18 protein-coding genes are annotated in these 12,691 nt (G+C 69.0%); 9 read left to right on the top strand and 9 right to left on the bottom strand.

Going from position 1 to position 12,691, the window contains the following annotated elements; all coding sequences use genetic code 11:
• Positions 1-489 precede the first annotated feature (489 nt).
• Entirely contained in the window at positions 490-2,166 is a 1,677-nt protein-coding gene (locus CV755_RS27125) for a beta-N-acetylhexosaminidase (protein ID WP_241561412.1), read from the bottom strand.
• Between the two features lie 287 nt (positions 2,167-2,453).
• Here CV755_RS27125 and sdhC point away from each other — a divergent pair, with 287 nt between their 5' ends.
• From sdhC to CV755_RS27105, 4 genes are read left to right on the top strand one after another with little or no spacing between them, the layout of a single operon-like run.
• A complete protein-coding gene (gene sdhC / locus CV755_RS27120; protein WP_109282883.1) occupies positions 2,454-2,834 on the top strand; it encodes a succinate dehydrogenase, cytochrome b556 subunit in 381 nt (126 codons plus the stop codon).
• Positions 2,835-2,842: 8 nt separating this feature from the next.
• On the top strand, positions 2,843-3,310 hold the full coding sequence (locus CV755_RS27115; RefSeq protein WP_109282882.1) for a succinate dehydrogenase hydrophobic membrane anchor subunit: 468 nt from the start codon (positions 2,843-2,845) through the stop codon (positions 3,308-3,310).
• Positions 3,311-3,329: 19 nt separating this feature from the next.
• Positions 3,330-5,084 carry a succinate dehydrogenase flavoprotein subunit gene (gene sdhA, locus CV755_RS27110; protein WP_109282881.1) on the top strand — a complete coding sequence of 585 codons (1,755 nt, stop codon included), beginning with the start codon at positions 3,330-3,332 and terminating at the stop codon, positions 5,082-5,084.
• Entirely contained in the window at positions 5,084-5,842 is a 759-nt protein-coding gene (locus CV755_RS27105; RefSeq protein ID WP_109282880.1) for a succinate dehydrogenase iron-sulfur subunit, read from the top strand. The genes sdhA and CV755_RS27105 overlap by 1 nt, the downstream gene beginning before the upstream one ends.
• A 75-nt stretch (positions 5,843-5,917) precedes the next feature.
• On the opposite strand, the gene CV755_RS27100 is transcribed toward CV755_RS27105, so the two are convergent.
• Positions 5,918-6,310: a hypothetical protein gene (locus tag CV755_RS27100; RefSeq protein ID WP_206608449.1), complete on the bottom strand. Its 393-nt coding sequence runs from the start codon at positions 6,308-6,310 to the stop codon at positions 5,918-5,920.
• Positions 6,311-6,504: 194 nt separating this feature from the next.
• On the opposite strand from CV755_RS27100, the gene CV755_RS27095 reads away from it, so the two are divergent.
• Complete coding sequence (locus CV755_RS27095; protein WP_109282879.1) at positions 6,505-6,696, top strand: hypothetical protein; 192 nt, start codon at positions 6,505-6,507, stop codon at positions 6,694-6,696.
• 213 nt (positions 6,697-6,909) lie between these two features.
• Here the strand turns inward: CV755_RS27095 and CV755_RS27090 are convergent, their stop codons facing one another.
• A complete protein-coding gene (locus CV755_RS27090) occupies positions 6,910-7,788 on the bottom strand; it encodes an ornithine cyclodeaminase family protein (protein WP_109282878.1) in 879 nt (292 codons plus the stop codon).
• Between the two features lie 36 nt (positions 7,789-7,824).
• Here CV755_RS27090 and CV755_RS27085 point away from each other — a divergent pair, with 36 nt between their 5' ends.
• Positions 7,825-8,352: a GNAT family N-acetyltransferase gene (locus tag CV755_RS27085; protein WP_109282877.1), complete on the top strand. Its 528-nt coding sequence runs from the start codon at positions 7,825-7,827 to the stop codon at positions 8,350-8,352.
• A complete protein-coding gene (locus CV755_RS27080) occupies positions 8,349-8,549 on the top strand; it encodes a DUF4287 domain-containing protein (protein WP_109282876.1) in 201 nt (66 codons plus the stop codon). The genes CV755_RS27085 and CV755_RS27080 overlap by 4 nt, the downstream gene beginning before the upstream one ends.
• Before the next feature lie 76 nt (positions 8,550-8,625).
• On the opposite strand, the gene CV755_RS34785 is transcribed toward CV755_RS27080, so the two are convergent.
• Entirely contained in the window at positions 8,626-8,766 is a 141-nt protein-coding gene (locus CV755_RS34785; protein ID WP_161968752.1) for a hypothetical protein, read from the bottom strand.
• Complete coding sequence (locus CV755_RS27075) at positions 8,763-9,050, bottom strand: hypothetical protein (protein ID WP_109282875.1); 288 nt, start codon at positions 9,048-9,050, stop codon at positions 8,763-8,765. Before CV755_RS27075 ends, CV755_RS34785 begins: the two co-directional genes overlap by 4 nt.
• A 133-nt stretch (positions 9,051-9,183) precedes the next feature.
• Here CV755_RS27075 and CV755_RS27070 point away from each other — a divergent pair, with 133 nt between their 5' ends.
• Positions 9,184-10,023 (top strand): helix-turn-helix domain-containing protein, encoded by an 840-nt coding sequence (locus CV755_RS27070; RefSeq protein WP_241561411.1) that lies wholly within the window; start codon positions 9,184-9,186, stop codon positions 10,021-10,023.
• Complete coding sequence (locus tag CV755_RS27065; protein ID WP_109282873.1) at positions 10,011-10,214, top strand: DUF397 domain-containing protein; 204 nt, start codon at positions 10,011-10,013, stop codon at positions 10,212-10,214. Before CV755_RS27070 ends, CV755_RS27065 begins: the two co-directional genes overlap by 13 nt.
• 207 nt (positions 10,215-10,421) lie before the next feature.
• Here CV755_RS27065 and CV755_RS27060 read toward each other — a convergent pair whose 3' ends face one another.
• The 4 genes from CV755_RS27060 to CV755_RS27045 form a co-directional block, all read right to left on the bottom strand.
• The gene (locus CV755_RS27060; RefSeq protein ID WP_109282872.1) at positions 10,422-10,865 is read right to left on the bottom strand and encodes a hypothetical protein; all 444 of its coding nucleotides are present in this window, start codon (positions 10,863-10,865) and stop codon (positions 10,422-10,424) included.
• Positions 10,866-10,928: 63 nt separating this feature from the next.
• Positions 10,929-11,780, bottom strand: coding sequence for a helix-turn-helix domain-containing protein (locus CV755_RS27055; RefSeq protein ID WP_109282871.1), 852 nt, complete (start codon positions 11,778-11,780; stop codon positions 10,929-10,931).
• 23 nt (positions 11,781-11,803) lie between these two features.
• On the bottom strand, positions 11,804-12,328 hold the full coding sequence (locus CV755_RS27050; protein WP_109282870.1) for a DUF6879 family protein: 525 nt from the start codon (positions 12,326-12,328) through the stop codon (positions 11,804-11,806).
• A complete protein-coding gene (locus CV755_RS27045) occupies positions 12,297-12,542 on the bottom strand; it encodes a hypothetical protein (RefSeq protein ID WP_109282869.1) in 246 nt (81 codons plus the stop codon). Before CV755_RS27045 ends, CV755_RS27050 begins: the two co-directional genes overlap by 32 nt.
• Positions 12,543-12,691: the final 149 nt, after the last annotated feature.

The raw sequence follows: 12,691 nt of genomic DNA, 5'->3' as shown, positions 1-12,691 counted from the left end.
TGCGCGCCCAGCCACGCACGGCCTGCGGCCGAACGGCGACGGTCGCCGGCAGACGCCGCATCGTCACCGGGTGCGCGCCCCTTCCAGGGGCGCGGGGAACTGCGCGACCAGCCACCCACAGCCTGCGGCCGACCGGCAACGGTCATCGGCAGACGCCGCATCGTCACCGGGTGCGCGCCCCTTCCAGGGGCGCGGGGAACTGCGCGACCAGCCCTCCCACAGCCTGCGGCCGAACGGCAACGGTCATCGGCAGACGCCGCATCGTCACCGGGTGCGCGCCCCTTCCAGGGGCGCGGGGAACTGCGCGACCAGCCCTCCCACAGCCTGCGGCCGAACGGCAACGGTCATCGGCAGACGCCGCATCGTCGCCGGGTGCACCCCGGTGGCCGGTTGTGCCCACCCGTTCCGCCCTGCGGAACGACTGCCCACAACCGGAACCCCCCAAGGGCGCGGGGGCCAAACCCGCACCCGGAACACAACACGCCCGCCCTAACTCCGCCGCACCACCCGCCCCGCCAGCGCCGAGAACTCCGCCCACCCCAGTTCCGGCGGCCGGGGGTCCCAGAGCCGCTGGGCGACAGCCGCAAGCGGCAACCGGATCCCCGCCGCGACCTGCTCCGGCGTCTGCGCGTCCGGCCGGTCGCACCACACCGCCAGCCGCCCGCCCGGCACCCGGTCCGGCCCGGTGGCCGCAGCCCCCGAAGCGGACCCGGACGCAGATCCGGCCCCGGAACCGGGGGGAAGGGACACCGCCCTATCCCCCCGCAACACCGTCACCCCCCACTCCCGATAAATCCGCTCCCCGGTCGGATACCGGAAGTCATTGGGCTCCCCCAGCACGTAATAGAGGTACTCGTCATTGAGGTTGACCACGGTCCGCCCCTCCTCCAGGTACTCCGCCGGATCCCGCGCCCCCAGCTCCTTGCCGGTCCAGTACTCGACCTCGATGCCCTTGTCGGGCGGCGCCACCCCGTCCCGGAAGAAGCCGTCGTTCCAGGCCTTGGGCCGCTTGCCCAGGGAACGGGCCACCGCCGCCCGGTCCGAGAGCCAGCCGGTGGCCAGGTCCTGCACCCGGGCCTGCGGCCCGTACCGCGCTCTGGCCGCCGCGGCCAGGCCGGGGAAGGACGCCTGCGGGTCGCTGACGGTCAGCGCCCGGTACTCGTCACCTCCCAGGTGCCACCAAGGACCGGGGAACAGCGGCGCGAACTCCCGCGTCAGATCGTCCACGATGCGCGCCGCCGCCGGCCGGCTGATGTCCACCGCGCCCCGGAACGCCACCCCCTGCGCGTCCTTGAGCTGGAGATCCGGGTGGGCGTTGATGACCGCCCCCAGATGCCCCGGCGAGTCAATCTCCGGCACCACGGTGATATGCAGCACACCGGCCAGTGAAACGATCCGCCGCACCTCCGCCTTGGTCAGATGCTGCGGCGAGACGATCTCCGGGTGGCTCTCGCTCTCGATACGGAAGCCCTGGTCGTCCGAGAAGTGCAGGGCCAGCTGGTTGAGCTTGAGGTCGGCCATCTCTCGCAGCCGCCCCTCGATCCACTCGGCACTGAAGTGCTTGCGGGCGATGTCCAGGTTGAGCCCGCGCTGCGGCCGGTCCGGCGCGTCCCGCAGCACCCCCTCCGGCACCCCGCCCGCGCCGCGCACCGCCTGGATCACGGTGCGGCCGCCGTAGAAGGCGCCCGCCGGGTCGGAGGCGGTGATCACCGCCCGCCCGCCGCGCACCGCCAGCTCGTACCCCTCGGCCGGCTGCCCCTGACGGTGCAGCAGCTCCAGGTCACCGGGCCGGGCCGGGGGCACGGCCGCGGCCAGTGACAGGTCGGCGGCGAGGGTACGGGCCTCGGCGGCCAGCGGCCCGGCCGGGTCGGCCACCACCCTGGCGGTACGCGCGGGCCGCCAGCCCGGCCCGGGGTGCGCGGTGAAGGACCGTACCGAGGGGACCACACGCGGCGGCCCGGCCGGCACCGGATCGGCCGCCGAGGAGGACGCGGAGGAGGACGAGGCAGCCCCGGAGGTGGCCGGCGCCACGGCCGAGGCGGAGCGCCCGTCGGCCTGGCCGCGGTGACCGGTCTGCTCCCGGGGGCAGCCCATCAGGGTGAGAGTGGTGAGCAGGGCGGCGGCGGCCACGGTTCCCCGAATGGCCGAAGTGCGGGTGAATCCCATCGGACAAAACCTCCCATTTCAGGGCAAGGTATTGCCATTCTCAGGGCGTTACCTCCAACGCCCGCCCTCCGCCTAACCCATGGGGATGAATGTGACCTGGCACCCGCCGGACCATCCGCCCGCCCCGCAGCGACCCGTACATGCCAGTTTGATCACAGCTGCCACACCCCGCGCGACCGAACCGACAAGGCGTCGCTACGATGGCCAGGGCCGGTGGACCGTACCCGGCCGGGCCCGACCGACAGAGAAGCCGGCAGGCCCCAAATCCCGCTCCCGGAGGGTTTTCCGTGCCGGCTGGAACGCTGTACCGCGGCCGGGAAGGCATGTGGTCCTGGGTGGCTCACCGAGTCACCGGCGTCCTCATTTTCTTCTTCCTGTTCGTGCACGTCCTCGACACCGCCCTCGTCCGCGTCTCCCCGGACGCGTACGACAAGGTCGTGGCGACGTACAAGACACCTGTCGTCAATGTGATGGAGTACGGCCTCGTCGCCGCCATCCTCTTCCACGCGCTCAACGGCCTGCGCGTCATCGCCGTGGACTTCTGGTCCAAGGGCCCGCGCTACCAGAAGCAGATGCTGTGGTCCGTTGTCGGCATCTGGGTCGTGCTGATGGCCGGCGCCTTCTACCCCGTGCTCCAGCACACGCTGCGCACGCTGTTCGGGAGCTGACGCGAGACATGTCCACTGAAGCCACCCCCGCAGCCGCGGACGTCGAAATGTACGACGCCGACAACCCGGCCCCGGTCATCGAGGCGCCGCGCAAGCGCACCAAGAAGACCCCCAAGTCCACCCGGACCAACTTCGAGATGTACGGCTGGCTGTTCATGCGGCTGTCCGGCATCGTGCTGGTCGTCCTGGTCCTGGGCCACCTGCTGATCCAGCTGGTGCTGGACGGCGGTGTCAGCAAGATCGGCTTCGCTTTTGTGGCCGGCCGCTGGGCCTCGCCGTTCTGGCAGGCGTGGGACCTGATCATGCTCTGGCTGGCCATGCTGCACGGCGCCAACGGCCTGCGCACGGTCATCAACGACTACGCCGAGCGCGCCAACACCCGCTTCTGGCTGAAGATGCTGCTCTACACGGCCACGGTGTTCACCGTCCTGCTGGGCTCTCTGGTCATCTTCACCTTCGACCCGAACATTTCCTAAGGCCCGGGGCTGACGCGACATGAAGATCCACAAGTACGACACCGTCATCGTCGGCGCCGGCGGCGCCGGCATGCGCGCGGCCATCGAGGCGACCAAGCGCAGCCGCACGGCGGTGCTCACCAAGCTCTACCCGACCCGCTCCCACACCGGCGCGGCACAGGGCGGCATGGCCGCCGCCCTGGCCAATGTCGAGGAGGACAACTGGGAGTGGCACACCTTCGACACGGTCAAGGGCGGTGACTACCTGGTTGACCAGGACGCCGCCGAGATCCTGGCGAAGGAGGCCATCGACGCGGTCCTGGACCTCGAGAAGATGGGCCTGCCGTTCAACCGCACCAAGGACGGCACCATCGACCAGCGCCGCTTCGGCGGCCACTCGCGCAACCACGGCGAGGCCCCGGTCCGCCGGTCCTGCTACGCCGCGGACCGCACCGGCCACATGATCCTGCAGACGCTGTACCAGAACTGCGTCAAGGAGGGTGTGGAGTTCTTCAACGAGTTCTACGTCCTCGACCAGCTGATCACCGAGGTGGACGGCGTCAAGAAGTCCGCCGGTGTGGTCGCCTATGAGCTGGCCACCGGCGAGATCCACATCTTCCAGGCCAAGGCGGTCATCTACGCCTCCGGCGGCACCGGCAAGTTCTTCAAGGTGACCTCCAACGCGCACACCCTCACCGGTGACGGCCAGGCGGCCTGCTACCGGCGCGGCCTGCCGCTGGAGGACATGGAGTTCTTCCAGTTCCACCCGACGGGCATCTGGCGCATGGGCATCCTGCTCACCGAGGGCGCCCGCGGTGAGGGCGGCATCCTGCGCAACAAGGACGGCGAGCGCTTCATGGAGAAGTACGCGCCGGTCATGAAGGACCTCGCCTCCCGTGACGTGGTCTCGCGCTCCATCTACACCGAGATCCGTGAGGGCCGCGGCTGTGGTCCCGAGGGCGACCACGTCTACCTGGACCTCACCCACCTGCCGCCGGAGCAGCTGGACGCCAAGCTGCCGGACATCACCGAGTTCGCGCGCACCTACCTCGGTATCGAGCCCTACACGGACCCGATCCCGATCCAGCCCACCGCGCACTACGCCATGGGCGGCATCCCCACCAATGTCCAGGGCGAGGTGCTGGCCGACAACGACACCGTCGTCCCCGGCCTCTACGCCGCGGGCGAGGTGGCCTGTGTCTCCGTCCACGGCGCCAACCGCCTGGGCACCAACTCGCTGCTGGACATCAATGTCTTCGGCCGCCGCGCGGGCATCGCCGCCGCGGACTACTCGCAGCAGGCCGAGTTCGTCGAACTGCCGGAGAACCCGGCCGAGTTCGTCATGGAGCAGGTCGAGCGGCTGCGCAACTCCACCGGCACCGAGCGGGTTTCGGAGCTGCGCCGGGAGCTGCAGGAGACCATGGACGCCAATGTCATGGTCTTCCGCACCGAGCAGACCATCAAGACGGCCGTCGAGAAGATCGCCGAACTGCGCGAGCGCTACAAGAACGTGTCCATCCAGGACAAGGGCAAGCGCTTCAACACCGACCTGCTGGAGGCCATCGAGCTGGGCAACCTGCTCGAACTGGCCGAGGTGATGGCCGTCTCCGCGCTGGCGCGCAAGGAGTCGCGCGGTGGTCACTACCGCGAGGACTACCCCAACCGCGACGACGTCAACTTTATGCGCCACACCATGGCGTACCGCGAGGTCGATGCGGACGGCAAGGAGTCCGTCCGCCTCGACTACAAGCCGGTCGTGCAGACCCGCTACCAGCCCATGGAGCGTAAGTACTGATGAGCACCGCGATCGAGGACAAGGTGGAGGCGGCGAGCAAGGCCTCCCCCTACATCACGGTCACCTTCCGGGTCCGCCGGTTCAACCCGGAGGTTTCCGCGGAGGCCACCTGGCAGGACTTCCAGGTCGAGATCGACCCCAAGGAGCGCGTGCTCGACGGCCTGCACAAGATCAAGTGGGACCTGGACGGTTCGCTGACCTTCCGCCGGTCCTGCGCCCACGGCATCTGCGGCTCCGACGCCATGCGCATCAACGGCCGTAACCGCCTTGCCTGCAAGACCCTGATCAAGGACATCAACCCGGAGAAGCCGATCACCATCGAGCCCATCAAGGGGCTCACGGTCCTCAAGGACCTGGTGGTGGACATGGAGCCGTTCTTCCAGGCCTACCGGGATGTGATGCCCTTCCTGATCACCAAGGGCAACGAGCCGACGCGCGAGCGCCTGCAGTCCGCCGAGGACCGCGAGCGCTTCGACGACACCACCAAGTGCATCCTGTGCGCCGCGTGCACCTCCTCGTGCCCGGTGTTCTGGAACGACGGCCAGTACTTCGGCCCGGCGGCGATCGTCAACGCGCACCGCTTCATCTTCGACTCGCGTGATGAGGCGGGTGAGCAGCGGCTGGAGATCCTCAACGACAAGGACGGTGTCTGGCGCTGCCGCACCACCTTCAACTGCACGGACGCCTGCCCGCGTGGCATCGAGGTCACCAAGGCGATCCAGGAGGTCAAGCGGGCGCTGATCACCCGGCGCTTCTGATCCCCGCCGTACGGCAGTGAGCTGGGCCCCGCCCCCGGTTTTCCCGGGGGCGGGGCCCGCTGTCTTATGTCAATGTCACCAGCGGTCGATGTGCATCGTCGAGGCCGCGCTGTGAATCGCGTTGTAGTGCGCGATCGACATATCGGACTTCTTGTCCTTGGCCGGCAGATTCTTGTCCTGCGCCCGGAACTCGTCCCGCGCCGCGGCCAGCAGGCTGGTGCCATAGCCGACCGGCACATCGTTCTTCCCGTGCACCGGGTGCGACTTGGCCGCCGTCTGGCTTCCGGCGTTGGCCAGGATGCTCCGCGCCTGGTTGTACTCGGCGGCCTTGATGGTCTTGGGATTCGCCGCCACGGCCGCCGTGCGGGGGCTGTGCGCCGTGGCGACGGCGGCGGAGGCGGGGGCCACGGCCATGGTGGCGACGCCCATGGTCACGGCGGCGGCCACGGCGATACGAGCGATACGCATAACTGGCTTCCCTTCCAGGGAGATTGCCCGATTCCGGATAACGGGCCTCAGCCTGCCCGCCCCACGCAGCCGAATGCTTGACGAACACTAAACGCGGCCCTTGTCACACGCTCGTGACACGGAATGAACCACTCGGGCAAACGCGGCGTCTACCGTGTACCGGGAGCCGACCGAGTACGTCCAGGAGCCTTCGCATGCGAAACGACCGCCGCCGCACCGCTCTTCGTGCCGCCGCCACCGCGGCGCTGGCCGCCGCGCTGCTCACCCCGGCCGCCACCGCAATCGCCGCCGGCGCGGACCGCCCGGCACCCGAACCCACCTTCAACGTCCGCGTGATCACCCCGCACCAGCAGGATGTCCGGGGTGCAGCGGGGGGCACCGAGTAGGGGCCCATCAGGGCGGGGGCCGCCACATATACGGCTCGCGCCGGGCGCCCATCAGGGGCGCGGGGAACTGCGCGACCAGCCACACACGACCCGCACCCGAAATCGCAGCCCCGTCCCGACGGCCCTGTCAGTTGCGCGGGGCCGCCACATATACCGCTCCGCCGCGCGGGCCCGGCCAGCCAGACACGACCCGCGCCCGGACAACACCCGCTCCTACCCCACCAGCGCCGCCGCCACGGCCACTTCCGTCCCGGCCAGCCCAACCGAGCAGAACACGCTGATCTGGTCGGCATGGGTACGCCCAGGCGCCGCCCCCGCCAGTACCGCGCCCAACTCCACCAGCCGCCCCGCCGGGAACAGTGAACCGGCCGCCTGTGCCAGGGAGTCGGTGACCAGAACCTCCGCCCGCTCCACCAACTCCACCGGCACCTCATGCGCCTCCGGCCCCTTGGGGCCAACCGTGGACAAGTGCGTCCCCGGCGCCAGCCACTCGCTCGCCACCACCGGAGTCGTGCTCTTGGTGGCAACGATCACCGCATCCCGCTCCCGCACGGCCTGCTCGGCCCGCTCCACCACCCTTACGGTTACCCCGAGTTGCTCTCCCGCCCGCCGGGCGAACCCCTCGGCCCGCTCCCTCCGGCGGGACCACACCGCCACCTCCGTCACCGCACGCACCGCGCTCACCGCCCACAACTGCGTCCACGCCTGGACTCCGGCCCCCACCAAGCCCAGCCGCAGCGCCCCCGGCCGGGCCATCGCATCCAGCGCCACCGCCCCGATCGCCCCGGTACGGCGCGGCCCCAGCTCCTCCCCGTGCACCACCAGCCGCAGTTGGCCCGTCTCGTCCCAGACAGCCACCAACTGCTCGGCATCCACCAGGGTGTCGTACGCCCGGAACCCGAACAGCCCCTGCTCGCGCAGCCGTCCGGCGGTGACCACCAGGTCACCGCCGCCCAGCGGGGCCCGTACCCGCGCGGGCGCGGCCAGGGTGCCCGCATGGTGCGCCAGCAACGCCCGCCGTACCGCCTCCGTCGCGGTACGGGCGTCCAGCCGGGCCCGTACCTCGGTGTCGTCAAGGACCCGCAATCCCATGGCCAAACCCCGTCTCCCGTGCTAGTGATCGCTGATATGAGCGACCTCATAACCGAACGGCTGCTACTTCACCCCATGACCGTCGAAGAGGCCAGACGAGTCGTGACGCGCACCCCGGCTCCCGGCGACCGCTGGGCGCCCGGTTATCCCAGCGACGGGGACGTGAAAGCGGCCACCGACTTCCTCAACCACTGTGCGGTTACCGGGAATCCGCAGCCCTTCGGCGGCTATGAGATCCGCCGCCGGGCGGACGGACAGGTGATCGGCGGTCTGGGTTTCCACGGCCCGCCGTGCCCCGACCGCTCCGTCACCATCGGCTATGGCCTGGTGCCCGGCGCCCGGGGCCAGGGGTACGCCACCGAGGCGCTGCGCGAACTCCTGCGCCTGGCCCGGCAGCACGGCATCGCCCGCGTCAAGGGCGACGCCGACCTGGACAACATCGCCTCCCAGCGAGTGATGGCGGCGGCCGGCATGCGGCTGACCGGCGAGGACGAGCGGGTGCGCTACTACGAGATCGTCTGGCCGGCGGCGTTGTCAGTGGGTGGTGACACACTGCCCGCATGACTGAAACCGTTAAGGGTCCCGCCAGCTACTTCCCCTCCATCGAGCGCAAGTACGGCCGTCCGATAGCGGAGTGGAAGGATCTCATCCGCTCCTCCCCGCTCACCAAGCACATGGAGCTGGTCAGCTGGCTGAAGTCGGAGCACGGCCTGGGCCATGGCCACGCCAACGCGCTGGTCGCGCATACGCTGGCTGAGTGACGGGGCGTTCCGGGGCGGGAAACCTTTGCCCTGCGGCCGGCTTCACAAGGGTTTGCCGCCCCGGAGCGCCCAAGCGTCAGTGCGCCTGGCGCAGATGGCGGCCCATGGCCGTGGTCCATGCCTCGGCCGCGGGGCGGTCGCCGGCCCTGTCGGCGGCGTAGTAGTGCGCCTTGATGCGCCGGCACTCCGGGCAGGGGGGCGGTGGCCGGTCATTCATGCCAGACCGCCCTTGCGGCTGCGGGCGTTGGCCTGGGCCACGCCGATGCTCAGCGTTTCCCGGCGGCTGGCCCGGTAGGCGCGCAGCGCGTCGGTGAGCACCCTGGCCTCGTCCTCGCGGAGGGGGTCGAGGAGGGAGATGTAGGCGTGGCCGTCCATGGGCGGCTCCGGCGCCACTTGCACGGCGAAGCCGTGGGCTCGCAGGGCGTCGTGGAGTTCGACGGCCAGCCGGGCGGCGGTTCGGCGCAACTGGTGGGTGTCGGGGGGTGGTTGGGTCTGGGGCATGGGTGGGTACCTCGGGTGGTTGGATCGCTCCCGTTTCAGCACCCAGCATCGGGGGGTGTGGCTAGGCTCACCAGGGGTAGGGGTTTGCGGCTGCGCTACGCGAAAATGGGGGGCGGCAAAGGTGCCTGCACCGGTGAAGCTCGATCCGAGCGCCTCACTGGCGTGCTTGTACGGGGTGAAGCTGCGGAAGCTGCGCCTGCGAGTGGGCTGGACTCAGCGGCAGCTCGCTTCCAGGGTTCATACGACCCACAGCCGGATCGCCCAGTACGAGCTGGGCAACGAGGTGCCGACCGAGGACGTCTCCAAGCTGCTGGACGAGGCGCTTGACGCGGACGGTGACCTGCATGACCTCTGGGAGCACGTAGAGAAAGGGCCCGTCAACAATTGGCGGAAGCCCTTCCCCACCGAGAGGCTGAGGGACTACCAGGCCAAGTCCACCGTTATGCGCCAGTACTTGGCCCACTGCATCCCCGGCCTACTGCAAACCGAGGCTTATGCCCGAGAGTTGTTCCTCGTCGGACAGCCATGGTGTACCGCCGACGAGATCGAACAACAGGTGACCTACCGGATGAATCGCCAGACCATCCTCACCCGGCCGGACCCGCCACTCCTGTGGGTTGTGCTCGACGAGGCCGTTGTACGACGCGCAGTCGGTACACCAATGGTGATGCGCGAGCAGTTGGAGCGCCTCATCGAGGCCGCGAAAGCCCCCAACATTGAAGTGCAGATCCTCCCATTCGCGGCCGGGGGCCACCCTGCGATGGGCGGATCCATGACATTGATGTCCTTTGAACATGGCCCAGATGTGGTCTACCTGGAAGGTGGAAGCTTCGGGAAACTCGTCACCGACAAGGCATCTGTGGTCCGGCATTGCCATAAGTACGGCCTCCTCCAGGCCGCCGCGCTTGCACCGCAGGAGTCGATCCCCTTCCTTGAACAGGTCGTAGAGGAACTGAGCGCATGCAAGCCCTGACCAGCGCCGTCTGGCGCAAATCAACTCACAGCGATCCCAACGCAGAGGAATGCCTCGAAGTATCGGACACTCGACCCGACTCCGTCCCGATAAGAGACAGCAAGCGCCCGAGCGGGCAAACGCTCAACCCGCCCCGCGCTTCCTGGAGCGCCTTCCTCCGCGCCCTGGCCGACAACCGCCTGGCCCCATAGGGGCCTGCCGATGCTCTCCGGCCAGCCCCTCCAGGGGCGCGGGGAACTGCGCGACCAGCCACAGCGAACCCGCACGGGAAATGACGCGCCCCAACTGGGCGGGAAACCGCCGCCCAACCCGCACCCCCCGTGCGGAAACCCGGCCCACGCCAACCGGGCGCACCCGGAAGGGCCCGGGCGCACCGGAAGCGCAGGTGTGCGCAGAACTCAGTGCTGCTCCCGCAAGTGCCTCCCCAGCATCAGTCGCCACCCCTCCGCCGCCTCCGCGTCATCCCCGCGCACCGCCGCCGAGAAGCGCTCCTTCAGGCGGCGGCACTCCGCGCAGCCGCCCTGTTCCGCCTGTTCCGCGAAGTCCAGATAGCGGCGACTGCGCGCATTCGCCTCGGCGACGCCAACACTGAGGCTGTTACGCCCACTTCCCCGGTACTCCCGCAGCGCATCAGCGATGACCCGTACCTCCTCCTCCATCAGCGGTTCCAGGATCGACACATATGCCCGGCCCGACATCGGCGGCTCGGCGATCACCTGCACCGTGAGCCCATGAGCCGACAGCGCGTCCCGCAGCTCTGCCGCCAGGCCGGCGGCCGAGCGCCGCAGCGCGGCGAGCCCCATGTCCTGCCGGGCTTCGCCAATCCCCCGGAAACGCTCCATATGACGACGCTAGGAATCAACCGCTCCGCTACTCAAGGAAGTTCTACCGAGTTGCATGCCGGTTCAGCTCAGTGCGTCGATCGCGGCCACGATGAGGGTTCGTGCTTCGGGTCCGTACACCGCCAGTTCCCTCAGTTCGGCGAACGCCTTTGCGTAGAGCGCTATTTCGCCGGGAGCGGTGACCGTAATCTGTGCGGTGAGCAGTTCGACATGGACCCTTTGTTCGTCGAAGATGCTGAACGCCTCCAGCGTCCACATACTCCGCTCGGCCGCGCCGAAGGGAATGACGCCCAGGGAAACCGAGGGCAGTGACATCACCGACAGCAGATGCCCCAGCTGCCCGGCCATCACCACCGAGTCACCGATCTGGTATCGCAGCACGGATTCCTCGACCAGGACCGCGTACCGGCGCCCGCCTTCGGAAAGCAGCCGGGAGCGGGCGACGCGCGCTTCGGCCGCCTGTTCGGCGTCGTCCGAAGTGCCATGGAAACGGCCGATCGAGATCAGCAGGGCGCGGGCATAGGCGAAGGTCTGGAACAGGCCGGGGATGACATGTGAGCCATAGCCCCGGAAATTCCTGGTGCGCTCATAGAGCGGCCGGCGGCTCTCCTGGAGGCGGCGCAGCCCGGTGCGCTGGAGACGGCGCCACTCGATGTACATCGACTCCGCCGAGCGGGAGGCGGCGATGATATCCGCGGCCTGGGGCGAGGCATCGCAGGCGGCGCACCACTTGTGGATGTCCGAATCGGACGGCGGGGTACGGGCGTTCTCGATACGCGAGGACTTCGACTTGTTCCAGCCGCAGCGGACGGCGAGTTCCTGCCCGGTGAGCCCGGCATCGAGCCGGACCTCCCGGAGCCGGTCCGCCACCGCCCGACGGGCGGTCTGAACAGCCGAGGACTGGTAGCTGGGCATGGCTGACATTCCCGGTGGTGCGATCAGACCGTGAATATCTCGTGTGGCGTGGCGCGCGCCCATATCGCCTCGAAGGCGGTGGCGCACTGTTTGACCACCACGGGGTCGTCGCAGAGTTCATGCCCCGCGGAGGCACCGTCGCCGGTGAAATGACCGAAGCGGATCAGGCGGTTGTCAAAGAGCCACAAGTCGTTTCCCGGGAGGACGAGATCGTTGGTGAGCCGGCGCGGCAGCCAGCGGACCTGTTCACCGGCCGCCACATTCAGATGAGTTCCGGCGTGCTCGTAGCGTATGTACTCGGTGACCGGCTCGGAGACTATGCGGGCTCGGCGCATCACCACGCCCCGGCCGACGGTCTCGCGTACCAGGTCCAGCCATGGCCGGCGGCGGCTGAGGGAGCCGGGGCCGATGCGCCCGTTTCTGCGCCATTCCCGGAAGTCCTCCGCCTCGGCGGAGACCGCGTAGTTGTCACGCATTTCCAGGTGAACGGCCGTGCCCTGGCAGCCGGTTATCAGTTCAGTGAAGCCGGGAACGCTCTTCTGCGGCATCACAGGCCCTCCTGACCAGCTCAACCATTCGGGCGGGAATGCGGATCACCGCCTCGCTGTCGGGGATATGGCCGTCCGCCAGGCACTCGGCCTCGGTCCGGTGGTCCGCTTTCCAGCCCTGGAACACCAGATCGGCATTGGTCTCATCCACCCAGACTGTCGGGCAGTCATCGCCATTGGTGAGGGGGTCCTTGCCGAAGAACCGTAGCGCCATGGAACGACTCCTCTGCCGAAGTTTGGCGGGGTTGCCGGGTTACCTGGTTGCCTCAGGTTGCATGAGCGTCGCGGTTCCGGGGAGTCGCGTCAAGGGCGCGCGCACATTCCGTGCACTCCCCCGACCGGCGCGGGTAATTCACCATACGA

It is taken from the genome of Streptomyces orinoci (assembly GCF_003121295.1).
In the GTDB taxonomy this organism is placed as follows: domain Bacteria; phylum Actinomycetota; class Actinomycetes; order Streptomycetales; family Streptomycetaceae; genus Streptomyces; species Streptomyces orinoci.
This window is presented reverse-complemented; position numbering and strand designations above follow the sequence as displayed.

What these genes read in the sequence shown, in the direction of transcription:
- CV755_RS27125 (WP_241561412.1), bottom strand. Translation starts at nt 2,166, where the DNA reads ATGGGATTCACCCGCACTTCGGCCATTCGGGGAACCGTGGCCGCCGCC.
- CV755_RS27115 (WP_109282882.1), top strand. Translation starts at nt 2,843, where the DNA reads ATGTCCACTGAAGCCACCCCCGCAGCCGCGGACGTCGAAATGTACGAC.
- sdhA (WP_109282881.1), top strand. Translation starts at nt 3,330, where the DNA reads ATGAAGATCCACAAGTACGACACCGTCATCGTCGGCGCCGGCGGCGCC.
- CV755_RS27105 (WP_109282880.1), top strand. Translation starts at nt 5,084, where the DNA reads ATGAGCACCGCGATCGAGGACAAGGTGGAGGCGGCGAGCAAGGCCTCC.
- CV755_RS27100 (WP_206608449.1), bottom strand. Translation starts at nt 6,310, where the DNA reads ATGCGTATCGCTCGTATCGCCGTGGCCGCCGCCGTGACCATGGGCGTC.
- CV755_RS27095 (WP_109282879.1), top strand. Translation starts at nt 6,505, where the DNA reads ATGCGAAACGACCGCCGCCGCACCGCTCTTCGTGCCGCCGCCACCGCG.
- CV755_RS27090 (WP_109282878.1), bottom strand. Translation starts at nt 7,788, where the DNA reads ATGGGATTGCGGGTCCTTGACGACACCGAGGTACGGGCCCGGCTGGAC.
- CV755_RS27085 (WP_109282877.1), top strand. Translation starts at nt 7,825, where the DNA reads ATGAGCGACCTCATAACCGAACGGCTGCTACTTCACCCCATGACCGTC.
- CV755_RS27080 (WP_109282876.1), top strand. Translation starts at nt 8,349, where the DNA reads ATGACTGAAACCGTTAAGGGTCCCGCCAGCTACTTCCCCTCCATCGAG.
- CV755_RS34785 (WP_161968752.1), bottom strand. Translation starts at nt 8,766, where the DNA reads ATGAATGACCGGCCACCGCCCCCCTGCCCGGAGTGCCGGCGCATCAAG.
- CV755_RS27075 (WP_109282875.1), bottom strand. Translation starts at nt 9,050, where the DNA reads ATGCCCCAGACCCAACCACCCCCCGACACCCACCAGTTGCGCCGAACC.
- CV755_RS27065 (WP_109282873.1), top strand. Translation starts at nt 10,011, where the DNA reads ATGCAAGCCCTGACCAGCGCCGTCTGGCGCAAATCAACTCACAGCGAT.
- CV755_RS27060 (WP_109282872.1), bottom strand. Translation starts at nt 10,865, where the DNA reads ATGGAGCGTTTCCGGGGGATTGGCGAAGCCCGGCAGGACATGGGGCTC.
- CV755_RS27055 (WP_109282871.1), bottom strand. Translation starts at nt 11,780, where the DNA reads ATGCCCAGCTACCAGTCCTCGGCTGTTCAGACCGCCCGTCGGGCGGTG.
- CV755_RS27050 (WP_109282870.1), bottom strand. Translation starts at nt 12,328, where the DNA reads ATGCCGCAGAAGAGCGTTCCCGGCTTCACTGAACTGATAACCGGCTGC.
- CV755_RS27045 (WP_109282869.1), bottom strand. Translation starts at nt 12,542, where the DNA reads ATGGCGCTACGGTTCTTCGGCAAGGACCCCCTCACCAATGGCGATGAC.